Below are 24961 nucleotides of genomic sequence, written 5' to 3' on the forward strand. Positions count from 1 at the left end.
GTGACGGCGGGCCGACGAGGAGACGTGTGACGTTCTCCACCTCAGAGTGTGGAGAACGTCAGGTAGAAACGCCCACGCCCGGCGGACGCCAGGCGCCGGGGGCGTCCAGATCGAGGGTGACCAGCCGCTGGGTCGGACGTGTGAGCGCTACGTACAGCACCCGAACGCCTCCGGGGCTCTCCGCGACGACCCCGTCGGGGTCCACGACGACGACCGCGTCGTACTCCAGGCCCTTGGCCTCGAGCGGGGTGATGAACCAGGCGCGGTCGGCGTCCTCGGCGCCGGCCTCCGACCCCAGGCGCTCGCGCACCTGATCGCGGACGGCGTCCAGGCGCGACGGCGGCACGATGACGCCGACGGTTCCGGCGACCTCGCCCAGCAGCCCGCGCACGATGCCCGCCAGCTCGTCGGCCAGGCCGGCCGACGCCGCGACCCGCAGCTCCGGCTCCAGGCCCGTCGAGCGGACGGCCTGCGGCAGGTCCGCCTTCGGGAACGCCTCGCGCACCACCTGCGCCGCCAGCTCGAACACCTCGGCCGGCGACCGGTAGTTCACCGACAGCCGGAACTCGCGGTGCGGTGCGGTCCCGATCAGCTCCCGCACGGCGCGGCCGACCTCGTCGAGGTCGGGCCACGAGCTCTGCGCGAGGTCGCCGACCACGGTCCAGGACGCCTGCGACCCGCGGCGCCGCAGCATCCGCCACTGCATCGGCGTGATGTCCTGCGACTCGTCGATCAGCATGTGCGCGTATGTCTCGAACGTGTCCTCGTTCGGGTCCGGCGCCTCGGACGGCCGCGCCAGCGTGTCCGCCGTCGTCACGAGCTCCGAGACGTCGCTTTCCGCGGTGAGGAAGAGGGTCGGGTCGTCGGTCTCCTCCTGCGGCACCGGGCCGAGCGTCGCCACCAGCTCGTCGAGGAGCGCGGTGTCCGCCACCGAGAAATCTCGATGCCCGGTGAGGCTGTCGGCCAGCACCCGCTGCTCCTCTTCGCTCAGGACGCCGCCCGCCACCCGCGCCACCACGGCCGGGTCGGCCAGCCGGCGGAGCACATCGGCGGCGGACAGGGGCGGCCACCACGCGTTCAGGAACATCTTGAACGGGGCCGAGTCGGCGATGAGGTCGGCCACCACCTCGTCCTCCAGGTCGAGCTCGGCGGGCACCTGCTGCTGCAGCGCCGCGACGAGCGCCTTCTCGGCGGCGCCGCGCGCGACGTTCACGCGCTGGTGGGCCAGGATGGTCGCCCGGATGCGGTGGAGCTGCTCCTCGCGGAGCGTCAGCGGCTCGCCCTTGACGGTCACCCGCAGCACCAACTCCTCGCCGGCCTGCGTGAACGGCAGGTCGACCAGGCGTTTCAGCACCTCGACCATGCGCAGGCTGCCCTTCACGGCGGCCGCGGGCGCGGCGTCCACCCGCGTCGCGTCCAGCCCCGGCAGCACGTCGGACGCCACCGAGCCGATCGCGCGGAGCGTCACCGAATCCTCGCCCAGCGACGGCAGGACGCGCTCGATGTAGTTCATGAACACCGGACCCGGGCCGACCACGAGGATGCCCCCGCGCTCGAACCGGCGGCGGTTGCTGTAGAGCAGGTAGGCGGCGCGGTGCAGCGCGACGACGGTCTTGCCGGTGCCCGGGCCGCCGTTGATGACCGTCACGCCGCGGTAGTCGGCGCGGATCGCCTCGTCCTGCTCCGCCTGGATCGTCGACACGATGTCGCGCATGTGCGGCCCGCGGGCCCGCGACAGGGCCGCCATGAGCGCGCCCTCGCCGATGATCGGCAGGTCGTCGCGCTTCGCGGAGGCGTCCAGCAGGTCGTCTTCGATGCCGACGACCCGGTCCATCCGGCAGCGCAGGACGCGGCGCCGGACGACGTCCATCGGGTCGCTCGGCGTCGCCCGGTAGAACGGCTCGGCGGCGCGGGCGCGCCAGTCGATGACGAGCGGCTCGTAATCGTCGTCCCGGACGCCGATGCGGCCGATGTAGCGCACCTCGTCGTCCGTGTGGTCGAGGCGTCCGAAGACGAGGCCCTCGTGCTCTGCGTCCAACACCGCGAGGCGCCGGGCGGCCTGGTAGGCGAAGGCGTCGCGCTCGAAGAGCGCGGTGCCGTCCTCTTCGCGGACGTACGTCTCGCGATCGGAGTGATACAGCGACTGGCCCTGCGACGCCGCGGACCGCGCGGAGCGCGTCGCCTCGGCGAGGCGGTCGTACACGGCGTCCACGTGAGCCTGCTCGATCGCCAGCTCGTGGGCGAGCACGTCGGCCGACACGCCGGCGTCCGGAGTGTTCGGAACGGTCGGTTGAGTCAACAGCGAACCCTTCGTTTTGCCAGACCGAGCATTTTACGGCACCCGTCAAGCACCCGCGGTGAGAAGCCGATTCGACGCCCCGGGGCGGCGTTCACAGCAGCGGGACGAAGGTGAACAGGTCGCCGGTCGGCGTCCGGGTGAGGCCGGTCGCGGTGCGGTCGACGACGACCATGGCGTGACCCGCCGGGACCACCATGCGCCCGCCCGTCGCGAGCTGCCCTTCGAGCTCCGGCGGGACGCGGCCGCCGTCGGCCGACACCAGGATGCGATCGAAGGGGGCGGCGTCCGGCCAGCCCAGCACCCCCGGACGCGCGCGCTCGAAGCGCACCCACCCGAGGCGTCCGGCGAGGTTCGCGCGCCCCATCTCGACCAGCTCGGGCACCACGTCGACGCCGAGCACCGACCCCGACGGCCCGACGAGGTGGCCGAGCAGGGCGGACGTCCAGCCCGACCCACTGCCCACGTCGAGGACGCGGTCGCCCGGGCGGGCGTCCAGCAGGCGCAGCATGTACCGCACGGTCCACGGTTGGCTGTTCGTCGCGCCGTACCCGATCGGCAGCGGGTGGTCGCGCCCGGCGAACGGACGCTGATCGGGCGGCAGGAAATCGACGCGCGGCAGGGCCGCGAACGCGTCGTCGAGCCTGGTCATCTGCCCATTCTGCCCCTCGGACGCCGCGGCCGCCGGCCGCGCGGCCTCAGTGGCGGGTGAGGTCGCGGTTGGTGGGCCGGACGTCTTCGCCCGTCAGCGCCTCGTGGCAGGCGTAGGACGCCAGCGCGCCCGTCAGCAGCTGCGCCCATGGCTCGGCCCCGCCCGGACTCGACGGCGAGGCGTGGAAGCGGGTCGCGTCGTGCGGGTCGCGCAGGGGTGGGCGGGCCGCGAGCTGGGCGACGAAGTCCGGCCGGAAGGGCCGTGGCCTCCGCCAGGACGCCCCCGTCGGCCGCGCCTCGATGATGGCGTCAGCGTCGGCGGCGGTCCGGGGGGCGGTGGCGTCGGCGGAACCTGCGGAACCTGTGGAGCCGGGCGCCGTGACCGTGCCCGGCTCGGGCGGCGGCCCGGCCGTCACCCGGACGCCCACGCGTGCGGCCCGCTCGGCGACCAGGTCGAGCAGGGTGGCGGACGGGGCGACGCGGCCGTCGCGGTCGAGGAGGACCCAGCGCCCGAACGTCCGCTCGACCGACAGCCGCGAGACGAGCCAGGCGGGGGCGTCCGTCGGCTCGGAGCCGACCGCGCGGGCGACGTCGCGGAGGCGTCCGGCCAGCGGGGGAGCGTCGGCGAAGGCGCGCGCCTCGTCCTCCACCGTGCGGCGCGGGTCGAGGCGGGCCGCACGGAGGCGTCCGGGGGTGAGTTCGGCCTCCAGGCCGAGGAAGCGGAGCGCCTGCCACGTGGCGTCGTGCCGGTCGAGCAGGTCGCGCCAGCGGGCGGCGACCGGCTCGCCGAAGCGCTCCGACAGGTGGTGCCACTGGGCGCCCCGGTCGGTCGGCCAGCCGTCGCCGGCGGGCGCCAGCGTGAGGCCGTGGACGCCGAGCGCCCCGGCCGCTGGACGCCCGGTCTTGGTGAAGAAGTCGCGCCAGGGAGCCGGGAAGGCGACCGGGCCGGCGAGCTGGTCGCGCGCCGGGTCGGGCTGGTCGCCGGGGGCCGCGAGGAGCGTCACCGCGTGGCCGAGGCGGGCCAGGCGGGCGGCGGCAGCGAGGCCGGCGAGGGTCCCGCCGAGCACGGTGATGCGGCCCATGGGCTCAGGCGTCGGGCTTCAGTTCGCGGCGTCGCCAGCGGTGGAAGGTGTCCCAGCCGTGGCGGACGCGGCGCGCCACGGCGATGAGCACGACGAGCCCCACCAGCAGCAGGACGCCGGCGATGAGCGCCGCGACGACGGGCACGAACGCCACGAGCGCGCTGACGCCGGTGACGGCGATGTCGCCGCCGACGGACGCCGCGACGTTCGTGACCGGTTCGGGCGAGGTGTTGACCGCCATGCGCAGGCCGGACTTGGTGAGGTGGCTGGCCAGGGCGGTGATGCCGCCGGTGGAGGCGAGCAGGATCGTCCAGAGATCGCCCGTGCCGCTGGCGAAGAGGGCGCCGAGCGCGGTGCCGACCACGGGACGGACGACGGTCGACAGCGAATCCCACAGCGAGTCGACGTAGGGCACCTTGTCGGCCACGAACTCGATCAGGGCCAGGACGCCCACCAGCACCAGCACGTCAGTGCGCTGGACCGCCTCGGGGATGCCGGGCACGTGGCCGAACCGGCCGAGCAGGCCCAGGACGAGGACCGTGACGTACGCGTTGATCCCGCTGGCCCACCCGCTCGCGAACGCCGCCGGAAGCATCTCCATGGCGGAAGGGTAATGCGTGCGGCCAAGTGAGGGGCAATTCGCTTCGGGCCGCTTCGTTTTGTCAGAGGGCCCGGCTAGCATCCTGAGTATCGAACAATCGTACGAAAGGGGTCGGCGATGAGGCGCTACGACGAGGCGATCGACGTGCGGGTCGACGAGGGCGAGGGGGAGCCGCGGCCCGCCCGGTTCATCTGGCGGCGCCGGCTGTGGCGGGTGCTGGGGGTCGAGGCGCGCTGGCGGGAGACGGCCGATTGGTGGAGCCGGCCGGGGGGCGACCTGCTGGCGGAGTCGGAGGTCTGGCGGGTCGTGGCGGCCGACGGCCGGTCGGGCACGCCAGGGGTGTTCGAGCTGGCGTGCGCAGAGGCGTCCGGGGGGTCGGGGTGGCGGCTGCGCGGCGTCCTCGATTGAGGTCTTGACGCCGCCGCGGCGGCGGCTCCTATAGTGAATGGCTCGAACAATTGTTCTATAAGAGGGGGGGGGGCGCCATGGGTGACCCGTTCGTGCACCTGCGGGTGGCGTCGGGGTACTCGCTGCAGTACGGGGCGAGCCACCCCTCGGCCCTGGTCGAGGCCGCCGCGGGGTTCGAGATGGACACGCTGGCGATCACCGATCGCGGCGGGTTGTACGGGGCCGTCCGGTTCGCGAAGGCGTGCCTCGGCGCCGGTATCGCGCCGATCGTCGGCGTCGATCTCGCGCTGGCCGGCGAGCGGGCCGGGGCGCCCTCGGCGGGGCGGGTGGTCGCGCTGGCCACCTCGCGGCGCGGGTATGCGTCGCTGTGCCGGCTGACGTCGGCCGTCCACCTGGGCGGCGAGCGGGGGCGGCCGCGGGTCACGCGCGGGCAGATCGGGGCGCACCGCGACGACGTCGTGGTGATGCTCGGGGCCGATTCCGACCTGGGCCGGGCGCTCGCCGAGCGCGACGACGCGCGGGCCGAGGCGGTGCTGCGGCGGTGGCTCGAGGTGGTCGATCGCGAGTCGCTCGTCGTCGGGGTCACCCATCACCGGGTCGCCGGGGCGGGCCCCTGGTCGGCCGGCCACGCCGGGCGCATGCTCGCGTTCGCCGACGCGCACGGGCTGGCCGGCGTCCTCACCAACGCGGTGCGCATGGCGCGCCGCACCGACGCGCCGGTGGCCGACGTGCTCGACGCGACGCGGCGGCTCGTCCCGCTCGACCTGCGCAACGTCGACCGGCGCAACGCCGAGGGGTACCTCAAGTCGGGCAAAGAGATGGTCGCCATCGCCGACGAGGTGTGCCGGCTCGCGGGCCGGCGCGACGCGGTGCGGCTGTTCGGCGATACCCGGCACCTGGCCGTGCGCTGCCGGCTCGACCCGCGGGCCGACCTGGGGCTGGGCGAGATCCACCTGCCCGAGTTCGAGGTGCTGCAAGGCTCGGGCGACGCGTTCGCCGAGCTGCGGCGGCGGTGCGAGGCGGGGCTGGCCGCGCGGTACGGGTCGGTCGATGCGCGGGCGCGCGACCGCATCGACGACGAGTTGGCCGTCGTCGGCGAGTTGGGGTTCAGCCCCTACTTCCTCACGGTCGCCCAGGTGGTCGACGGGGTGCGCGAGCTGGGCGTCCGGGTGGCCGCGCGGGGGTCGGGGGCGGGCAGCCTCATCAACTACGCCCTGGGCATCTCGGGGGTCGATCCGCTGCGCTACGACCTCATCATGGAGCGGTTCCTGTCGCCCCTGCGCGTCGCGCTGCCCGACATCGACATCGACGTGGAGTCGGCGCGCCGCACCGACGTCTACGACATGATCTTCGCGATGTTCGGCCGCGAGCGGGTGGCGTGCGTCGCGATGATGGAGACGTACCGCGTCCGGCACGCGATCCGCGACGTCGGCAAGGCGATGAGCCTGCCGCCGGGCGACGTCGACGCGATCGCGAAGTCGTTCCCGCACATCCGGGCGCGCGACGTGCGGCACGCGCTGCGCGACCTGCCCGAGCTGCGCAGCGCGAACCTGGCCGACGAGCAGTTGCGGGTGCTGTTCGACCTCGTCGAGAGCCTCGACGGGTTGCCGCGGCACGTCGCGCTGCACCCCTGCGGCGTCCTGCTGTCGGATGCGACGCTGTACGACCGCACGCCGGTGGAGGCGAGCTTCGGCGACTACCCGATGAGCCAGTTCGACAAAGACGACGTCGAAGACATCGGGCTGCTGAAACTCGACGTGCTGGGCATCCGCATGCAGTCGTCGATGGCCCATGCGGTCGCCGAGATCGAGCGGGTGGAGGGGGAGCGGGTCGACCTCGACGCCCTCGCGCCGTTCGACGACCCGGCCGTCTACGCGATGATCGGCCGGGCCGAGACCATCGGCTGCTTCCAGATCGAGTCGCCCGGGCAGCGTGAGCTCGTCGGCAAGTTCGGGCCGAGCGACTTCACCGACATCGTCATCGACATCTCGCTGTTCCGGCCGGGGCCGGTGAAGTCCGACATGGTGATCCCGTTCCTCCGCGCCCGCAACGGCTGGGCCGAGCCGCGGTACCTGCACCCCGACCTCGTCCCGGCGCTCGCCGAGACGCGCGGCGTCGTCGTGTTTCACGAGCAGGTGATCAAGCTGGTCGCGGTCATGACCGGCTGCAGCCTCGCGTACGGCGACGAGGCGCGCCGGGCGCTCGGCAGCCCCCAGGGGCAAGAAGATGTGCGGCGCTGGTTCGTGCCCGCCGCGCTGGCGAAGGGGTACGACCCGGCGCTGGTCGACGAGGTGTGGCAGGTGCTGGTCAGCTTCGCCTCGTTCGGGTTCTGCAAAGCCCATGCCGCCGCGTTCGCGCTGCCCACCTACCAGTCGGCGTGGCTCAAGGTGTACTACCCGGCGCACTTCGTCGCGGGGCTGCTCACGCACGACCCGGGCATGTATCCCAAGCGCCTGATTCTGGAGGAGGCGCGGCGCCTTTGCCTGCCCGTCCTGCCGCTCGACGTGAACCACAGCCGGGTCGAATACGTCGTCGAACCGGTGGGCGCCGAGCGCGGCATCCGGCTGGCGCTGGCCGACGTGAAGGGCATCGCGTCCGACGAGCTGACCCGCATCGTCGCCGGGCAGCCGTACGCGGGGCTCGTCGACTTCTGGCGGCGGGCCGCCGTGTCGATCGACGTCGCCGAGCGCCTCGTGCTGGCCGGCGCGTTCGACGAGCTCTACGGGGTGGGGTTGCCGGGGCCGGTCGCGGCGCGGGGCGCGGTGACCCGTCGCGACCTCATGCTCGCCCTGGCCGACCTGGCGCGCGAGGCGCGCGTCGACCAGCGGGTGAACGGACGCCGCGCGCGCGGCCTGGGCGGCGGGGCGTCCGGCGACCGGCAGGCCGTCCAGCTCGCGCTCGACTTCACCGCCCCGGCTCCTCCCGGCGGGCCGGGGGGAACCGGGGAGGGGGGCGGCCCCCTCGACGCTGACGGGGTCGGGGAGGAGGGTGCCGGCGCGGCCTGGGCGTCCGGGGTGCCGGGCGACGTGGCGGTCACGGGCCTGCCCGAGATGACGGCGTCGGAGCGGATGGCGGCGGAGCTCGACATCCTGGGGATGGACGCGACGCGGCACGTGCTGAGCGACTACCGGGAGTTCCTGGCCGCGATCGGCGTCACGTGGAGCAGCGAGCTGCTCGAGCGGCGCAGCCGAAGCTCGCTGCTGGTCGCCGGGGTGAAGGTCGCCACCCAGACGCCGCCGGTGCGGTCGGGCCGGCGGGTGATCTTCCTCACGCTCGACGACACGACGGGCCCGGTCGACCTCACCTTCTTCGAAGACGCGCAGGGCCCCTACGCGCGCACGGTGTTCAACTCGTGGCTGGTCGTCGGGCGGGGCGAGCTGCGGCGCACCGGCCCGCGGGGCGTCTCGTTGCGCGCGACCGGCGCGTGGGAGCTGACGCACCTGCACGGCGTCTGGGCGCAGGTGCTCGAGGCGACGGGGGACGCGGAGGCCGCGGTCGCGGCCGTCCGGGCGATCATCGACGCCCCGGCCGAGATGCCCGAGCACGACCCGACCGCACCCGAGGCGTCCGAGGGCGACGGGCGGGCGTCCGACGAGCCGGTGGCCGACCCGCAGCGCCACGGGCGCGGCGGCGGCATGGGCCAGCGGCGGGTGTTCCTGCACGCGAGCGGGTTCGTCCAATCGCCGTACACCGACGTCAGGCCCGCGGGGCCGGCGCCGGCATCCGTGCCGGCCGAGTTCACCGAGCCGGGCCGCAAGCTGTGGCACTCGAGCCCGGGGAGTTCGGGCCGATGAGCATCGTCATGCACGTCGACATGGACGCGTTCTACGCCTCGGTCGAGTTGCGGCGGCGTCCCGAGCTGCGGGGGCGGCCGATGTGGGTGGGCGGGGAGAACCGCGGCGTCGTGTTGTCGGCCACCTACGAGGCGCGCGCGTTCGGCGTCGAGGGCGGCATGAGTTCGACGCGGGCGCGGCGGCTGTGTCCCGACGCGGTGGCGGTGCGTCCCGACCACGACACCTATCAGGCGGTGTCGGAGGGGGTGTTCGCGATCTTCGAGACCATCACGCCGCGGGTGGAGCCGCTGTCGCTCGACGAGGCGTTCCTCGACGTGACGGGCGCGGTGCGCCGGCTCGGGCCGCCCGCCGAGATCGGCGAGCTCGTGCGGGCGATGGTGGCCGACGAGCAGGGCATCCCCTGCTCGGTGGGCATCGGGCCGACGAAGTTCATCGCGAAGCTGGCGTCCAACGCGGCGAAGCCGAACGGGCTGGTCGAGGTGCCGCCCGAGGGGGTCATCCCGTTCCTCCACCCCCTGCCGGTGGAGAAGATCTGGGGGGTGGGGGAGGTGACGGCGGCGTCCCTGCGCCGGCTGGGGCTGGCGACGGTGGCCGACCTGGCGCACACGTCGCGGGCCACGCTGCAGCGCGCGCTGGGCAACACCGGCGCCCAACTGCACGACCTGGCGTGGGGGGTCGACGCGCGCCCGGTCATCGCGCGCGACCGCGAGCGCAGCGTCGGCTGCCAGGAGACGTTCGACCGCGACACCGACGACGCCCGGTTCGTCGAGACCGAGTTGCTGCGGGTCGCCTCGCGGGTGGCGTCCCGCATGCGCCGGGCCCGGGTGCTGGGGCGGACGGTGACGGTGCACGTCCGGTTCGCGGACTTCCGGGTGACGCAGCGGTCGCTGACCCTGCCGAGCCCCACCGACGTGACCGACGAGATTCATGCGACGGCGGTGTCGCTGTTCCGCGGCATGCGGCTGGAGCGGCCGCGGCTGCGCAGGGTTGGAGTGCGGGTCGGGGGTCTGGTCGACCTCGAGCAGGCCTACCAGCAGCCGATGTTGGGCGATCCCGAGCACGGCTGGCGTGACGCCGAGCGGGCCGCGGACGCGGCGATCGAGAAGTTCGGCCCCGCGGCCGTCCAGCGGGCCACCTTGACCGGCCGGAGGCGGTGAGCCACCCTGGCTACACCCGATAGTTCGGTTCCGTTTGGAGCCGACGGCGCCTACACTTGTGGAAAGCGCCGATGTTGGCGTGCACATCAACGACCAAGGGAGGCTGACATGGCCCTCTCGGAGGAAGAACAGCGGCTCCTCGAGCAGATGGAGGCCGCGCTGGCGGCCGACGATCCGAAGTTCGCCAACACTCTCCGCGGGACGAGTACTCGACGGTTGCACAAGCGTCGCGTCGCGCTCGCCGGCCTCGGCTTCGTGGTCGGCATCGCCGGCCTCATCGCGGGGATGGAGACGCATCCGGCCGTCAGCGTCATCGGGTTCGTCGTCATGCTCGTCTCGACGATCGCGGCGCTCACCTCGTGGCAGCACGTCGGCAACGGGAACGACGGCGTCCCCGCACGGCCGTCGCAGCCGCGTCCGAAGTCGCCCACGACGGATACGCCGTTCATGGACAAAATGGAGGAGCGGTGGCGGCGTCGTCAAGACGACGGTCTCTGACCCTCTGACCGGCGTTCCGTACACTCCACAGCGGCCCTTCGGGGCCGCTTTTTTTGTGCCCGGAGGGAGACGAGTCTTGGTGCCCGCAGTCAGACGAGTCGCTGACCATCGCCGGCAGCGCGCCGGGCGGGCGGCGTCCGGCATCGTCGGGATCGTCTGAGCGGGCCGGTCAGGCGCGGCGCCACAGGGACGCCGGCCACAGCCGCGCGCGCGTCCGGTCGAGCGACGACGTCCCCTCCTCCAGCCCGGACGCCACGGCGGACACGTCGCCGGCGTACCCCTCTCGGACGCCTCCGCCCGCGCCCCGCTCGCCTTCTCCCGCGTCCCGCTCGCCTTCTCCCGCGCCCGCCGCACCGTCCGCCGGGCCCGACGCGGGGCCACTGGCCCCCGCCGCCCGGACGCCCTCCAACGTCCCCGGGGCGGCGAACAGGGCCGCCTCGGCGTCCATCGCGACGCGGAACAGCGCCGGGCGCGCGCTCTCCGGCAGCTCCCCGGACGCCACCGTGGCCGCGAACCGCGGCGACCCGGGCGGCCAGGCGTGCCGGTGGTCGAGGAAGGTGTCGCGAACTTCGTCCCAGGCGTCCAGCGCTTCGACCGCGGGGTCGCGTCCCGCAGCCAGCCTCCGACGGCGCACCCACGCCCGCACGGACGCCGGCCCCGCGACGACCACCGCGGCCGCCAGCACCACCAGCGCGATCCACCATGGCCAGCCGCCCGGTCCGGCCCCCTCGTCCCCGGCCTGGCCGGGCGCCGGCGTCGCCTCCGCGGTGGGCTCGCCGGTCGGCTCGGACGTCGGCTCGGCGGTGGGCGTCGGAGACGCGGTCGGGGACGCCGTCGGCGTCGCGGTCGGCGTCGGGCTGTTCAGCCCCGAGGACGGCGTCGGCTCGAACGCGACCCAGCCCCAGCCGGCGAAGTACAGCTCGGGCCAGGTGTGCATGTCGCGCATCGAAACGCGCCACCCGTCGCCGGTCTGCCGCCCGGGCGTGAACCCGACGGCGACCCGCGACGGGATCCCCGCGATGCGCGCCATGATCGCCATGGACGCCGCGTACTGCTCGCAGTAACCCTCCTTGTCCTCCAGGAGGAAGCGCTCGATGGTCCGGTAGCCCGACCCGGGGGCGGGCTCCAGGCTGTACGTGAACTCCGGCTGCCGCAGGTAGGCGAGGATGGCCTGCGCGCGCTCGCCGGGCGTCCGGGCGTTGCGCGTGACCCGGTCGGTGAGCCGGACGACGCTCCGCGGCAGGTCGGCGGGCACCTGCGAGACCAGGTCACCCTCCGCCGGACGACCGCCGTCGGCGGCCGCCGCCAGCTGCGCGGCGCTCGGCTGCACGTCGACGCTCTCGACGTCGTAGGTCAGGCCCCACGACGCCGCCGACCCCCGGTTCGGGATGCCCAGGGCCAGCATGACCAGCGAGTCGGGCAGGTAGCCCCACCGGTCGTCGAGCCCGCGGACGGCCCGGGGCGCGTACGGCAAGGGCAGATACTCCGATTGGAGCCGGTCGATCCGGATGGCGGTGTGCCGCGTCGGCGCCTCCTCGGTCAGGCCCGGGGGCCGGGGCAGCGACCCGACCCGGACGTCGCTGTTCGCCAGGTGCCAGCCCTGCGCGCCGAACGCGGGCAGCGTCGCCATGCGCAGGTATGCGCCGCCGGGCCGGTCGGTGGTGTAGGTGAGGGCCGTCACGTCGCGCGGCTGGGTGAGGTTGCGGCGCAGGTCGAGGCTGGGGTCGCTCATGCGGATCGGCGTCCCGCTGTCGCCGCGCAGCGACGGCGGCACGTGGATCAGCGGCGTGACGACGCCGGTCACGAGCAGGGCGAGCGCGGTGGCCGCGGCCAGCGCGAGGACGCCGCCGGCCCGTTGGCCGGCGCCCGCGGCCCCCGGCGCGAACGCGGGTCGCCGGGCGGTCGCCATGACCAGCACGAGCCCGATACCCAGCAGCGCCACGGACGCGAACGGAAGCGACCGGTCCCGCGGGCCGATGGCGGGAACGAGCACGATCACGAGCAGGGGCAGCAGCACCCACGCCGGACGCCGCAGGCTCACGACGAGCGCGTCCGCGAGCAGGGCGACGAGCCCGACGAGCACGAAGATCAAGACGGTCAGCCCGCTGTGGGCCTCGACCGGGGCGACGCTGCGCTGGAGGTGCTCGATCGCCCCGTTGACCAGGCCGGACGGACTCTGGCGCGGCGCCAACACCTGCCACAGCCCGACCGCCCCGCCGGCGACGATGAGGGTCTGCACGATCATCACGACGGCGTCCGTGGCCCGCAGCGCCCGCAGGACCACCCCCGCCAGCCCGACCCCCACGATGGCGAGGCCGGCGACGACGAGGGCGGAGGCGTCCGTCGTGATCGCCCGCCACGCGGGGATTTGCAGCAGCAGGGCGACGACGACCGCCAGCCCTTGCCGGGTGGCGCGCCTCACGACCAGACCCCCGTCGCCGCCGCCCGGACGCCGAGCCGCTGCCACGCGCCCGACGGGTCGGTGCCCGGCGCGGTGCGCGCGACCGACCAGCCGTGCGCGGCGAGGATCCGGAGGCCCTGGTCGAGCCCTCCGTCGGTGTGTCCGCCCCCGGCGGGGACGCGTGAGGTGCCGGCCGCGTCGTCCAGCAGCAGCACCCAACCGCCGTTGGCGTCGGCGGTGTCGACGAGCTGGGCCGCGTCGGCGGCGTCCAGCGTCGCGAGCAGCGCGACCACCAGGTGCCCGGACGTCTCCCGGGAGACCATCCGCGTCGCCTCGCCGAGGCCGGTCTCGGGGCTGAGGCGGGAATCCACGAGGTGTTCGAGCCAGGCCTGACGCGGCTGCAGGTGCTCGCGCCGCGACGAGAACGTCCGCGCGCCCGCGTCGGCGATGCTGACGACGTAGCCGGCGTCCAACAGGTGCGCCCCCACGGACGCCGCGAGCGTCACCAGCCACTCGAACGACGCGCTCGTGACCTGGGCGCCGCCGTGCGCGGCGGAGCGCGAGTCGAGGACGACCCACGCCGTCGGATCCCACGCCTGCTCCTCGCGCCGGACCATCAGGTGGCCCGCCCGCGCCGTCGACGGCCAGTGGATGCGCCGGACGTCGTCGCGCGGCTGATAGTCGCGCACCAGCACGTCGTCGGGCCCGGAGATCGCGGTCTGGGGGATCGGCGTCTCCCCGGACGTCCCCGACACCTGTCGCCGCGCCGCGCTGAGCGGCAGCACCGGCGGCGTGACGAGCACGGACGCGTCCGCGCGCAGCCGGGTGGTCCGCTGGGCGAGCCCGAGCAGGTCGGTCGCCTCGACCGTCAGCCGGTCGAGCCGGAACCGCCCCCGGCGCAGCGGCCGGCACTGGTACGCCACCCGGATCGGCTGCCGCGCCGGCATGGGCACGTCGAGGGCCTGCGCGCCGCCGAACGAGGGCGGCATCCGGTCGTCGAGCCGGTACAGCGCCGGGACGCCGACCCCCCGGGCGGCCAGGCTCAGCTCCACGTTCGTGGGTCGTCCGGCCTCGACCTGCGACGGCGTCACCCGCCGGGACGCCCGCAGCCGCGGCAGCCCCAGCCACGCGGCCGCCAGCGCCACGAGCACCAGCCCGACCAGCAGGACGCCCACCCCCACGAGGCTCGGCTCGCGCGCGACGTACGCCGTCACGAGCAGCCCCACGCCGACCGCCAGCAGGACGGCCCCGCGCGTCGTCGGCCGGACGATGGGCACCCTCACCGCGCGCTCCCGCTCACGTCCGCCGCGGGGTGGGCACCTCGGCGACCAGCTCGGCCAGCACGTCGGACGGCGTCCGGTGGCTCGCCTGCATCGCCAGCGGGCTCAGCAGGACGCGGTGGGCGAGCGCGGCCACGGCGAGCGAGCTCACGTCTTCGGGCACCACGTAGCCGCGGCCCTGCATGGCCGCGCGCGCCCGCGCGGCCCGCGTCAGGTGCAGCCCGGCGCGCGGGGACGCCCCCAGCCGCAGCAGCTCGCTCGTGCGCGTCCGCTCCAGCAGCGTGACCACGTACTCCTTCAGCTTCGGGTGGAGGAACACCTCGCGGACGGCCTCTTTCGCCAGCACGATGCCTGCGGCGTCCGTCACCGGCCGCAGCTCGCTCAGCGGGTCGGACGCCGAGTGCCGGTCGAGCATCTCCAGCTCGGCGCCGCGCGCGGGGTAGCCCATCGACATCGAGATCATGAACCGGTCCCGCTGGGCCTCGGGCAGGGGATAGGTGCCCTGCATCTCGATCGGGTTCTGCGTCGCGACGACCATGAACGGCGTCGGCAACTCGTGCGTCACCCCGTCCACCGACACCCGGCTCTCCGCCATCGCCTCCAGCAGCGCCGACTGCGTCTTTGGGGAGGCGCGGTTGATCTCGTCGCCGATCACCAGGTTCGCGAACACGCCGCCCGGCTTGAACTGGAACTCGCGGGTGTCGGGGTTGAACACCGAGACGCCCGTGATGTCGGTCGGCAGCAGGTCGGCGGTGAACTGGATGCGCCGCGCGGTGCAGTCGACCGCCCGCGCGAGCGTGCGCGCGAGCATCGTCTTGCCGACGCCCGGCACGTCTTCGATCAGCAGATGCCCGCCGGCCAGCAGCACGACCAGCGACATGTCGATCGCGTCGGTCTTGCCCTCGATCACGGTGGCGATGGCGCCTCGGAGCCGGTCGCTCAGTTCGGCGACCGCTGCCACGTCGGCGCCCGTCTTCGTCTCCACGCGGCCACCTTACTGAACGGGCAACCCGCCGCCGCCTCACCCGCCGTGGGGGCGTCCGGGAAAGAAACAGGCGTCGCTAAGGGTCGCAGGTGGAGGAAAGTGGGGTACGGTGGAGCCAAGTGGAGGAAGATGGGCCTTGGGGAAGGGGTGATCCCACGATGTTCTTGGGTACCTATACCCCGCGGCTCGACGAGAAGGGTCGCTTCTTCCTCCCCGCCAAGTTCCGCGACGAGCTCGCCGAGGGTCTCGTGATCGCCAAGGGGCAGGAGCACTGTCTCGCGATCTACACCCCCGAGGGCTTCCAGCAGGAGGCGGCGAGGGCCATGTCCGGTCCGTCCACCCTTCGCGGCATCCGCGACTTTCAGCGCATGTACGCCTCCGGAGCCTCGGAGGAGGTGCCTGACAAGCAAGGACGCCTCACGGTCCCGCCGATGCTGCGGCAGTACGCGGGGCTCGACAAGGAGATCGCGGTGATCGGTGCGTTCAACCGCATCGAGATCTGGGATCTCGCAGCCTGGGAGGCCTACCAGACCGCCCAGGAAGAGGAATTCGCTCGACTGGACGGCGAGATCGCCCCCGGGGAGCCGCCCATGTGAGACGTGCGAGGTGGCTTCAATCCGCGGGACTGGCTGGCTCCACTTCCCCGGTGCCAGGCAGAACCCCGGGATTGAAACCTCGTCGCACGTCTCTCCCTTTTCATCCACGCCGCGATCCACTCCACTTCCCTCCACCCGTTCCACCACCACGCACCACCCGGCTCCACGGCCGGCCCAACCACCCCAGGGGGCAGCGATGATCGAGCAGAACGCGGGTGCACGTCACGTGCCCGTGATGCTTGGCCGCACCGTCGAGTTGCTGGCCCCCGCGCTGGCGTCCGAAGGGGCCGTCTATGTCGACTGCACCCTCGGCCTCGGCGGGCACGCGCGGGCGATCCTCGAGCGCTGCCCGGACGCCCGCCTCATCGGCATCGACCGCGACGCCGACGCGCTCGACGCCGCGCGCGAGCGCCTGGCCGCCCACGCCGACCGCGTGGAGCTGTACCAGGCGGTCTACGACGAGCTCGGCGACGTCCTTGCCGAGGCCCGGACGCCGCGGGTGCAGGCGATCCTCGCCGACCTCGGCCTGAGCTCCCTGCAGATCGACACGGCCGAGCGCGGCTTCGCGTACGCGGTCGACGCGCCCCTCGACATGCGGATGACCCAGTCCGAGGGGCCGAGCGCCGCCGACGTCGTCAACACGTACGCGGCGTCCGACCTGGCGCGCGTCCTGCGCACCTACGGCGAGGAGCGCTTCGCCGACCGCATCGCCCGCGCGATCGTCGCCGAGCGCGCGCGGCGTCCGTTCGAGACGTCGGCCCGGCTCGTCGAGACGGTCGCCGGCGCGATCCCGGCCGCCGCCCGCAAGACGGGCGGCCACCCGGCCAAGCGCACCTTCCAGGCCCTCCGCATCGAGGTCAACCGCGAGCTGGACGCCCTCGCCGGCCTCCTGCCCCAGGCCCTGGACGCCCTCGCGCCCGGCGGCCGCATCGCCGTGCTGGCCTACCACTCGCTGGAGGACCGGCTCGTCAAGAACGCCCTGCGGAAGGCGTCCACCGATCACGCGCCGCGGGATCTTCCCGTGGTGCCCGCCGAGCACCGCGCCCGGTTCCGCCTGCTGACGCGGGGGGCCGAGCGTCCCGACGACGAAGAGCACGAAGCCAACCCGCGCGCCGCCTCTGCCCGGCTGCGCGCTGCTGAGAGACTGAGCGAGGATTCATGAGTGCCTGGGAACTGTCCGCGACCCACCCGAGCGCGAAATCCACCGGCGAGGGACGCCCCCGGCTGCGGGGGCTGCCCGCCCCGTCGGTGCGGGCGATCGCGCGGGTCCCGTTCGCGGGTCTCATGATCCTGCTGCTCGCGGTGGGGATGGCGGGCCTGCTGGTGTTCAACACCTACCTGCAGGACCAGGCGTTCCAGCTCCGCCGGGCGCAGACCCAGGCGGCCGCCCTGGGTGACCGACTGTCGGATCTGGAGGCGCAGGTGAACGAGGCCGAGGCCCCCGCGCAGCTCGCGGGCCGCGCGACCGAGTTGGGCATGGTGCCCAACCCGAACGCGGTCTACGTCGACCTCGCCACCGGCCGGATCGTCGGCGAGCCGAAGGCCGTCACGGGCAACGAGATCCCGAGCCTGCGCGTCCAGCCGACGGGCGCGACGACGGCGGTCCCGCAGCCGACGGAGCAGATCGACTCGGCCGTCCAGCCGTGGTTCAACGTCGGCGCCACGCCGGCGGGCGCGAAGTCCTCTCAGGCGACGACCAACGCGAAGGCCGGCACCGCGAAGGCCGGCTCGGCGGCGTCCACGAAGGCGAAGCCGGCGTCCGGCGCGAAGACGACCAAGCCGGCCGCGACGAAGTCCACGCCCGCTCAGGCGGGCAGCACCAACCGCTAGGAGTCTTCCGATGAGCCCCACCCGTCCCGCGAAGAGAGGGGGCCGCGCCGGCCGGCGCTGGCCCCTGGCGGCCTCCGCCGGACGCCTGCGGGTGCTCGTCCTCGTGCTGGCCGTGATGTTCTCGGTGTGCGGGGCGCGGGCCGTGCAGGTGCAGGTGCTCGACCCGAACGGCATCGCCCAGGAGGCGGCCCAGCAGATGCAGGTCACCCGCTCCATCGAGGCGGAGCGGGGCACGATCTATGACCGCAACGGCCAGGTGATGGCGTTCACCGAAGACACGGTCAACATCATCGCCGACCCGGCGATGATCGCGTCCAACGGCAAGGAGCCGTCGACCATGCGCGACGCCGACCGCCAACGCGCCCAGCGGGCGCCGGCGGAGCTGGCGAAGATCGTGGCTGCCCGCACGGGGGAGGACGCGGGGCAGATCGAGGCGAAGCTGCGCAACACGACCTCCCGCTACGCCGTGCTGGCCCGGCAGGTCACCTCGTCGACCTACGCGGCCGTGGCGTCCGACGTGGACGCCGGCGGCTGGATCGGCATCTTCCGCGAGCCGAACCCGCGCCGCAACTACCCGATGGGCTCCGTCGCGTCGAACGTCGTCGGCTTCATGAACCAGAACAAGGGCGCGGGCGGTCTCGAGCTGGCGTTGAACAGCAAGCTGGCGGGCGCCCAGGGCAAGGAGACCTACCAGACCTCGCCGAAGGGCAAGATCCCGCTCGGCACGCAGGTGGTCACGCCGGCGGTCGACGGCGAGAACGTCACCCTGTCGCTGGACTCCGGCCTGCAGTGGCAGACCGAGCAGCGGCTCGCGCAGGCGGTCAAGGACAACAAGGCGTCCTGGGGGATCGGCATCGTCATGGACGTGAAGACCGGACGCCTCCTGACCCTGGCCAACACGCCGTCGTTCAACAGCAACGACCCCGGCAAGGCGACGCCTGAGGCCCTCGGCAACCGCGCCGTCACCAACGTGTACGAGCCGGGCTCGACGATGAAGGTCCTGACGCTCGGCTCGCTGCTGGACGCCGGGCTGACCAACCCCGACGAGATCACCCACATCGGCCCGACGATCAAGGTCGGCGACAACGAGGTGAAGGACGCCTTCAAGCACGGCGACATGGATCTGACCACCCGCGGCATCCTCGTGCGCTCGTCCAACATCGGCACGATCACGCTGGCCCGCCGGATGGACAAGGGGACGACCGCCGGCTACCTGAAGTCGTTCGGCCTCGGCCAGCGCACGGGCGTCGGCCTGCCGGGCGAGTCGGCGGGGCGGATCCCGAACGAGAAGATGCGCGACTACACCCGCGACGGCGTCGCGTTCGGCACGAGCCTGTCGGTGACGGCCGTCCAGATGGCCGCGGCCGTGAACTCGGTGGTGAACGGGGGCGTCTACGTCGCCCCGACGATCGTGCAGTCGACCACCGGGCCCGACGGCAAGGTGGACGAGGCGCCGCTCGGCGCGACCCACCGCGTGATCTCCGACTCGGCGTCCGCACAGATGCGCGACATGATGGAGCAGATGGTCATCCACTACAAGGACCAGCTCTACATTCCGGGCTACCGGACGGCCGCCAAGACGGGTACCGCGTGGGGTATCGATCCCAAGACCGGCAAGTACAAGGGCCTCGTGACGTCCATCATCGGGGTGGCCCCGATGGAGGATCCGCAGATCCTCACCTACATCGTCATCGGGAAAGACGATCGCTCGGGGGCTGGCCTCGGGGTGGCCGGTCCGGTGTACAAAGACATCATGAGCCTCGCGATCCCGCGCTACGGCATCAAGCCGAGCGCCACGACCGTCACGAACCAGCTGCCGCTGGAGAAGAACGCGCCCAGCGCGTCGCCGGCGGCGACCGCGCCGAGCGGCTCCACGGCGTCCGCGAAGCCGTCCGCGAGCGCGAGGCCGAAGAAGCCGTGACCGGCGCCGCCGACGCGACGGCCCGGCCCGCCCATCCGGCGGGGCTCGATCTGGAAGAACTGCTGCCGGGTGCGTCCGGACGCCTGCGGGGCGTCTGCCTCGACTCCCGGCTCGTGCAGCCCGGCGACCTGTACGTCGGGCTGCCCGGCACCCGCACGCACGGGGCGCGCTTCGCCCAGGCTGCCGCCGAGCGCGGTGCGCTCGCGATTTTGACGGACGCCGCCGGCGCGGCCCTGGCGGCGGAGGCGCTGCCGGTCGTGCTGACCGACGACCCGCGCGTCGCCATGGCGGGCATCGCGGCGCGCGTCTACGGCGACCCGACCTCCCGCGTCGAGGTGTTCGGCGTCACGGGCACCAACGGCAAGACCAGCACCGTGTTCCTGCTCGAGGCCGCCCTGGGCGCGCTCGGGCGGCGCGTCGCGACGATCGGCACGATCGGGTTCCGGCTCGAGGGCCAGCCGGTGGACGCGGCCCGCACCACGATCACCACGCCCGAATCCCCGGATCTGCAAGGGATGATGGCGCTCATGGTCGAGCGGGGCGCCGACACGATCGCGATGGAGGTCTCCTCTCACGCGCTGGCCCTGCACCGCGTCGACGCGATCTCCTTCGACGTCGCCGCGTTCACGATGCTCGGCCAGGATCATCTGGATTTCCACAAGACCCTCGAGAACTACTTCCAGGCCAAGGCGCAGCTCTTCCTGGGCGGCCGCGCGCGCGTCGCGGTCGTGAACGTGGACGACCCGCACGGACGCCGGCTCGCCGACATGGTCCGCGCCGACGGTCACGCGCGCCTGGTCACGACGGCGGTCGACTCCGACGCCGACTACCGGGTGACCGAGTACGGGCACGCGCCCGATGGCTCCGCCGAGGTGACGCTCGCCACCCCCGGCGGCGAGGTGCGCTTCGGGTTGACGATGCTGGGGGAGTTCAACGTCCGCAACGCCCTGACGGCCCTGGCGATGGTCGGGTCCGCCGGGCTCGACGTCGGCCGGGCCGCGACCGGGCTGCTGGCGGCGCAGGTCCCCGGACGCATGCAGCGCGTCCCGCTCGGCCCCGACGACCCCCACGTGATCGTCGACTTCGGCCACACCCCCCAGGCGGTCGAGGCGGCGCTCACCGCGCTGCCCACCACCGGACGCCGCATCGCCGTCCTCGGGGCCGGCGGCGACCGGGACGCGACGAAGCGCGGCCCCATGGGCGCCGCCGCCGCCCGCCATGCGGACGTCGTGGTCGTCACCGACGACAACCCGCGGTCGGAGGATCCGGCGTCCATCCGCGCGGCCGTCCTCGCGGGCGCGCGGGAGGCGGCGTCCGGCGGGGTGCGTGTGGTCGACGGCGGGGACCGGCGCTCGGCCATCCGGACGGCCTTGGACATGGCTGGACGCCACGATTGGGTCGCCGTTCTGGGCAAGGGGCACGAGCGCGGGCAAGATATCTCGGGGGTTATCACCCCGTTCGACGATGTGGAGGTCGTGCGCGACCTCCGCGGACAGGGGGAGTGACCGTGGACCCGACCACCGTGAGGCAGGTCGCCGAATGGACCGGCGGCCACGTCGCCGGCGGGGCGCGCAAGGATCCGGTGGGTCCCGACGTCGTGATCGACTCCCGCAAGGCCACCCCGGGCTCCGTCTTCGTGGCCATCCCGGGCGAGCGCGTCGACGGCCACGACTATCTGGGCGCCGCCCGCGCGGCCGGCGCCGGCGTGGCCCTCGTGGAGCATCCGGTCGACGACGAGCTCGCGCAGGTCGTGGTCGCGGACACCGTGCGGGGCCTCTCCGCCCTCGCGCGGGGCGTCGTCGCGGACGCCGTGGCCGCCGGGCTGGTCGTCGTCGGGGTGACGGGGTCGTCCGGCAAGACCAGCACGAAGGACCTCATCGCGCAGGTGCTCCCCGTGGCCGGCCCGACCGTCGCGCCGCTGGGCTCGTTCAACAACGAGATCGGCGCGCCGCTGACCGCGGCCGGCGTCGACGCCGGGACCAAGTTCCTCGTCAGCGAGATGGGTGCCCGCGGCAAGGGGCACATCGCCTGGCTGTGTTCGATCACCCCGCCGCGCATCGGGGCGGTCATCAACGTCGGCCACGCGCACCTCGGCGAGTTCGGCTCGCAGGAGGCGATCGCCGAGGCCAAGGGGGAGCTCGTCGAGGCGCTGCCCGCCGACGGCTGGGCCGTGCTGAACGCCGACGACCCACTCGTCACCCGCATGCGCGACCGGACGCCCGCGCGCATCGCCGCCTTCTCCCACGACGGCCCCGACGCCGGGGCCGACCTGTCGGTCTGGTCGTCGGGCGTGGAGGCCGACGACCTCCAGCGCTACTCGTTCACGCTCCACGCCGCCGGCGCGGTGACGGGCGAGGCGTCCGTCGCCCTGCGCGTGCTCGGCGAGCACAACGTCAGCAACGCGCTCGCCGCTGCGGCCGTCGGGCTGGCCGCGGGCGTCCCGCTCGACGAGGTCGCGGCCGCGCTGAGCGCCGCGACCCCGCGGTCGCCGTGGAGGATGCAGCTCGACGAGCGGGCCGACGGGCTCGCGATCCTGAACGACTCCTACAACGCGAACCCCGAGTCCATGACCGCGGCTCTCCATGCGTTCGCGCGCATGCGGCGTCCGGGCGGACGCCTCGTCGCCCTGCTCGGCACCATGCTCGAGCTCGGCGACGACTCGCCGCGCGCCCACCGCGAGATCGGGGCGACGGCGCGCGAGGCCGGCGTCGACGAGCTGCTCACGATCGGCGACTTCGGCGACGACATCCTCGCCGGGTTCACCGAGGCGGGCGGGTCCGGCGAACACGTCTCCTCCAAAGAGGACGCCGTGGCGCGCCTGCGCGCCACGCTGACCCCGGCCGACGTCGTGCTCGTGAAGGCGTCCCGGGGGCTGGCCCTCGATACGGTGGCGGACGACCTGCTCGCGGACAAGGGAGGGGAACGGTGAGGAGCATCCTGCTGGCCTCCGGGCTGGGCCTCGTCGGCACGCTGCTGGGCACGCGGGTCGCCATCGGCGTCCTGGTCCGCAAGGGCTACGGGCAGTACGTGCGCGACGACGGGCCGAAGGAGCACCTCAAGAAGGCGGGCACGCCGACGATGGGTGGCACGGTCATCATCGTGGCCGTCCTGCTGTCGTACGCGATCGCGCACCTGGTCTTCTGGGAGCCGCCGACTGCGTCCGGGTTGCTGCTGCTGTTCCTGTTCACGGGGCTCGGGTTCGTGGGCTTCCTCGACGACTACATCAAGATCAGCCGGGCGCGCAGCCTGGGCCTGAACTCGCGCGCGAAGCTGATCGGGCAGACGCTGGTCGCGATCCTCTTCGCGACCGGGTCGCTGCTGCTGCCGGACGCCCGCGGCGTCACCCCGGCGACGCACTTCATCTCGTTCCTGCGCGACGTCCAGTGGCTCGCCCTGCCGGCCGTGCTCGCGGTCGTGTGGATGGTCTTCGTCATCGCGGCCATGTCGAACGGCGTGAACCTGACCGACGGCCTCGACGGGCTCGCGACCGGGGCGTCCACGATGGTCTTCGCCGCCTACGCGCTCATCAACCTGTGGCAGTACAACAACTCGTGCGCGTGGGCCACCAGCGGCCCGCAGTGCTACGAGGTGCGCGACCCCTACGATCTCGCGCTCATCTCGGGCACCCTGGCCGCCGCGTGCTTCGGCTTCCTGTGGTGGAACGCGTCGCCGGCCAAGATCTTCATGGGGGATACAGGCTCCCTGTCGCTCGGCGGCGCGCTCGCCGGCCTGGCGATCATGACCCGCACCGAGATGCTGGTCGTCCTGCTGGGCGGGCTGTTCGTCATCATCACGATGTCGGTCGTGCTGCAGGTCGGCTTCTTCAAGCTGACGCACGGCAAGCGGCTGTTCAAGATGGCGCCGCTGCAGCATCACTTCGAGATGCTCGGGTGGGCCGAGGTGACGATCGTGATCCGCTTCTGGATCATCTGCGGCATCTTCGTGGCCCTCGGGCTCAGTCTCTTCTACGCGGAATGGGTGGTGGGGCAATGACCCTCGACTGGATCGCCGGCGCCAACAGGCTCTCGCCGTGGGCGCAGGCCCACGTCGTGGTCGCGGGGCTCGGCACGTCGGGGTTCGCCGCCGCCGACGGCCTGTGGAGCCTGGGCGCGCGCGTGACGGTGCTCGACGACGCCGACTCCGGCGAGAACGTCGAGAAGGCGACCCTGCTGGAGAAGCTCGGCGTCGAGACCCGCATCGGGCCCGGCTCGTCGGCGACCCTGCCCGAGGACGCCGATCTGGTCGTCACCTCGCCCGGCTGGCGTCCGACGTATCCCCTGCTCGCGCAGGCCGCGGAGCGCGGCGTCCCGATCTGGGGCGAGGTCGAACTGGCGTGGCGCATGATGCACCCCGACCGCGTGATCCCGTGGCTGGGCGTCACGGGCACCAACGGCAAGACGACGACGGTGAACATGCTCGAGTCGATCCTGTCCGCCGACGGACGCCGCGTGGCGGCGGTCGGCAACGTGGGGCGTCCGATCGTGGAGGCGATCCTGGACGAGGTCGACTACGACGTCCTGGCCGTGGAGCTGTCGAGCTTCCAGTTGCACTGGGTGCACACGGTGGCCCTGTGGGGGGCCGCGTGCACGAACCTGCACGCCGACCACCTCGAGTGGTACGCCCACGAGCCCGACCCCATGGACGCCTACGCGGCCGACAAGGCGAAGATCTTCGAGCGCGTCACGCATGCGTGCGTCTACAACGTCGCCGACGAGGCCACCCGGACCATGGTCGAGGAGGCCGAGGTCGCCGAGGGCGCCCGGGCGATCGGGTTCACGCTCGGCGTCCCCGACGTCTCCATGGTCGGCGTCGTCGACGACCTCATCGTCGACCGCGCGTTCATCGAGCAGCGCCGCGACTCGGCGATGCCGCTGGCCGAGGTGCACGACGTGCACCCGTTCGCGCCCCACAACGTGGAGAACGCCCTGGTCGCGGCCGCGTTGGCGCGCAGCATCGGCGTCCGGCCGCAGTCGGTGGCGCAGGGCCTGCGCGACCTGAAGCTCGGCGATCACCGCATCCAGACCGTCGGCGAGGTCGGGGGCGTCACGTACGTCGACGACAGCAAGGCGACCAACCCGCACGCGGCGGCGTCCTCGATGCGCGCCTTCGACTCGATCGTGTGGTTGGCCGGCGGCCAGGCCAAGGGCACGCGCTTCGACCATCTCGTGCAGACCTACGGCGAGAAGCTGCGCGGCGCGGTCGTCCTGGGGGTCGACCGGGCGGTCGTCGCCGAGGCACTTGCCCAACACGCGCCCGATGTCCCGGTGATCGTCATCGACCGGGCCGACACTAAAGCGATGGAGGACGCGGTGCGAGCCGCGGCGGGCATGGCCAAGCCCGGCGACACGGTCCTCCTGGCGCCCGGGTGCGCGAGCAAGGACATGTGGTCCGGGTACGACGCCCGGGGCGCCGACTTCGCCGCCGCGGTCGCGCAGTTGTCCGACGAGCGGTAGGGGAGGCA

The 24961-nt window shown here is 73.4% G+C and carries 19 protein-coding genes; 12 read left to right on the plus strand and 7 right to left on the minus strand.

Annotated features, from left to right (window positions below):
• Positions 1–58 precede the first annotated feature (58 nt).
• From WMJ97_RS00765 to WMJ97_RS00780, 4 genes are all read right to left on the minus strand, one after another.
• Positions 59–2299, minus strand: a complete 2241-nt coding sequence (locus tag WMJ97_RS00765; protein ID WP_347347045.1) for an AAA family ATPase — start codon at positions 2297–2299, stop codon at positions 59–61.
• A gap of 91 nt (positions 2300–2390) precedes the next feature.
• The gene (locus tag WMJ97_RS00770) at positions 2391–2948 is read right to left on the minus strand and encodes a methyltransferase domain-containing protein (RefSeq protein ID WP_347347046.1); all 558 of its coding nucleotides are present in this window, start codon (positions 2946–2948) and stop codon (positions 2391–2393) included.
• A gap of 46 nt (positions 2949–2994) precedes the next feature.
• The gene (locus tag WMJ97_RS00775) at positions 2995–4029 is read right to left on the minus strand and encodes a hypothetical protein (RefSeq protein ID WP_347347047.1); all 1035 of its coding nucleotides are present in this window, start codon (positions 4027–4029) and stop codon (positions 2995–2997) included.
• A 4-nt stretch (positions 4030–4033) separates the two neighbouring features.
• Positions 4034–4630: a DUF4126 domain-containing protein gene (locus WMJ97_RS00780; RefSeq protein WP_347347048.1), complete on the minus strand. Its 597-nt coding sequence runs from the start codon at positions 4628–4630 to the stop codon at positions 4034–4036.
• A gap of 117 nt (positions 4631–4747) precedes the next feature.
• Between WMJ97_RS00780 and WMJ97_RS00785 the strand changes: the two genes are divergently transcribed.
• The 4 genes from WMJ97_RS00785 to WMJ97_RS00800 all read left to right on the plus strand — a co-directional run bounded on the left by WMJ97_RS00785 (position 4748) and on the right by WMJ97_RS00800 (position 10487).
• Complete coding sequence (locus WMJ97_RS00785; protein ID WP_347347049.1) at positions 4748–5038, plus strand: DUF6504 family protein; 291 nt, start codon at positions 4748–4750, stop codon at positions 5036–5038.
• A 77-nt stretch (positions 5039–5115) separates the two neighbouring features.
• Entirely contained in the window at positions 5116–8832 is a 3717-nt protein-coding gene (locus WMJ97_RS00790) for a DNA polymerase III subunit alpha (RefSeq protein ID WP_347347050.1), read from the plus strand.
• Entirely contained in the window at positions 8829–9989 is a 1161-nt protein-coding gene (dinB, locus tag WMJ97_RS00795) for a DNA polymerase IV (protein ID WP_347347051.1), read from the plus strand. Before WMJ97_RS00790 ends, dinB begins: the two co-directional genes overlap by 4 nt.
• A 108-nt stretch (positions 9990–10097) precedes the next feature.
• On the plus strand, positions 10098–10487 hold the full coding sequence (locus WMJ97_RS00800) for a DUF3040 domain-containing protein (protein ID WP_347347052.1): 390 nt from the start codon (positions 10098–10100) through the stop codon (positions 10485–10487).
• 169 nt (positions 10488–10656) lie between these two features.
• On the opposite strand, the gene WMJ97_RS00805 is transcribed toward WMJ97_RS00800, so the two are convergent.
• From WMJ97_RS00805 to WMJ97_RS00815, 3 genes are read right to left on the minus strand one after another with little or no spacing between them, the layout of a single operon-like run.
• Positions 10657–12909, minus strand: coding sequence for a transglutaminaseTgpA domain-containing protein (locus WMJ97_RS00805; protein ID WP_347347053.1), 2253 nt, complete (start codon positions 12907–12909; stop codon positions 10657–10659).
• On the minus strand, positions 12906–14171 hold the full coding sequence (locus WMJ97_RS00810) for a DUF58 domain-containing protein (protein ID WP_347347054.1): 1266 nt from the start codon (positions 14169–14171) through the stop codon (positions 12906–12908). The genes WMJ97_RS00805 and WMJ97_RS00810 overlap by 4 nt, the downstream gene beginning before the upstream one ends.
• A 13-nt stretch (positions 14172–14184) precedes the next feature.
• Positions 14185–15153, minus strand: a complete 969-nt coding sequence (locus WMJ97_RS00815) for an AAA family ATPase (RefSeq protein ID WP_347347055.1) — start codon at positions 15151–15153, stop codon at positions 14185–14187.
• A 158-nt stretch (positions 15154–15311) separates the two neighbouring features.
• On the opposite strand from WMJ97_RS00815, the gene mraZ reads away from it, so the two are divergent.
• The 8 genes from mraZ (at position 15312) to murD (ending at position 24953) form a co-directional block, all read left to right on the plus strand.
• On the plus strand, positions 15312–15749 hold the full coding sequence (gene mraZ / locus WMJ97_RS00820) for a division/cell wall cluster transcriptional repressor MraZ (RefSeq protein WP_347347056.1): 438 nt from the start codon (positions 15312–15314) through the stop codon (positions 15747–15749).
• A 196-nt stretch (positions 15750–15945) separates the two neighbouring features.
• Positions 15946–16911 (plus strand): 16S rRNA (cytosine(1402)-N(4))-methyltransferase RsmH, encoded by a 966-nt coding sequence (gene rsmH / locus WMJ97_RS00825; protein WP_347347057.1) that lies wholly within the window; start codon positions 15946–15948, stop codon positions 16909–16911.
• Positions 16908–17579 (plus strand): hypothetical protein, encoded by a 672-nt coding sequence (locus WMJ97_RS00830; protein WP_347347058.1) that lies wholly within the window; start codon positions 16908–16910, stop codon positions 17577–17579. Before rsmH ends, WMJ97_RS00830 begins: the two co-directional genes overlap by 4 nt.
• 10 nt (positions 17580–17589) lie before the next feature.
• On the plus strand, positions 17590–19500 hold the full coding sequence (locus WMJ97_RS00835; RefSeq protein ID WP_347347059.1) for a penicillin-binding protein 2: 1911 nt from the start codon (positions 17590–17592) through the stop codon (positions 19498–19500).
• A gap of 50 nt (positions 19501–19550) precedes the next feature.
• On the plus strand, positions 19551–21005 hold the full coding sequence (locus WMJ97_RS00840; protein ID WP_347347146.1) for a UDP-N-acetylmuramoyl-L-alanyl-D-glutamate--2,6-diaminopimelate ligase: 1455 nt from the start codon (positions 19551–19553) through the stop codon (positions 21003–21005).
• 2 nt (positions 21006–21007) lie between these two features.
• Positions 21008–22429, plus strand: coding sequence for a UDP-N-acetylmuramoyl-tripeptide--D-alanyl-D-alanine ligase (gene murF / locus WMJ97_RS00845; protein WP_347347060.1), 1422 nt, complete (start codon positions 21008–21010; stop codon positions 22427–22429).
• The gene (gene mraY / locus WMJ97_RS00850) at positions 22426–23493 is read left to right on the plus strand and encodes a phospho-N-acetylmuramoyl-pentapeptide-transferase (RefSeq protein ID WP_347347061.1); all 1068 of its coding nucleotides are present in this window, start codon (positions 22426–22428) and stop codon (positions 23491–23493) included. The genes murF and mraY overlap by 4 nt, the downstream gene beginning before the upstream one ends.
• Entirely contained in the window at positions 23475–24953 is a 1479-nt protein-coding gene (gene murD / locus WMJ97_RS00855) for a UDP-N-acetylmuramoyl-L-alanine--D-glutamate ligase (RefSeq protein WP_347347062.1), read from the plus strand. Before mraY ends, murD begins: the two co-directional genes overlap by 19 nt.
• The last annotated feature ends 8 nt before the right edge of the window (positions 24954–24961 follow it).

The organism is Nigerium sp., assembly GCF_039811905.1.
Lineage (GTDB): Bacteria > Actinomycetota > Actinomycetes > Propionibacteriales > Propionibacteriaceae > Propioniciclava.

Bases quoted from the DNA above. Each gene is read 5' to 3' on its own strand.
- WMJ97_RS00770 (WP_347347046.1), bottom strand. From the start codon at position 2,948: ATGACCAGGCTCGACGACGCGTTCGCGGCCCTGCCGCGCGTCGATTTC.
- WMJ97_RS00775 (WP_347347047.1), bottom strand. From the start codon at position 4,029: ATGGGCCGCATCACCGTGCTCGGCGGGACCCTCGCCGGCCTCGCTGCC.
- WMJ97_RS00780 (WP_347347048.1), bottom strand. From the start codon at position 4,630: ATGGAGATGCTTCCGGCGGCGTTCGCGAGCGGGTGGGCCAGCGGGATC.
- WMJ97_RS00785 (WP_347347049.1), top strand. From the start codon at position 4,748: ATGAGGCGCTACGACGAGGCGATCGACGTGCGGGTCGACGAGGGCGAG.
- WMJ97_RS00790 (WP_347347050.1), top strand. From the start codon at position 5,116: ATGGGTGACCCGTTCGTGCACCTGCGGGTGGCGTCGGGGTACTCGCTG.
- dinB (WP_347347051.1), top strand. From the start codon at position 8,829: ATGAGCATCGTCATGCACGTCGACATGGACGCGTTCTACGCCTCGGTC.
- WMJ97_RS00800 (WP_347347052.1), top strand. From the start codon at position 10,098: ATGGCCCTCTCGGAGGAAGAACAGCGGCTCCTCGAGCAGATGGAGGCC.
- mraZ (WP_347347056.1), top strand. From the start codon at position 15,312: ATGTTCTTGGGTACCTATACCCCGCGGCTCGACGAGAAGGGTCGCTTC.
- rsmH (WP_347347057.1), top strand. From the start codon at position 15,946: ATGATCGAGCAGAACGCGGGTGCACGTCACGTGCCCGTGATGCTTGGC.
- WMJ97_RS00830 (WP_347347058.1), top strand. From the start codon at position 16,908: ATGAGTGCCTGGGAACTGTCCGCGACCCACCCGAGCGCGAAATCCACC.
- WMJ97_RS00835 (WP_347347059.1), top strand. From the start codon at position 17,590: ATGAGCCCCACCCGTCCCGCGAAGAGAGGGGGCCGCGCCGGCCGGCGC.
- murD (WP_347347062.1), top strand. From the start codon at position 23,475: ATGGGTGGTGGGGCAATGACCCTCGACTGGATCGCCGGCGCCAACAGG.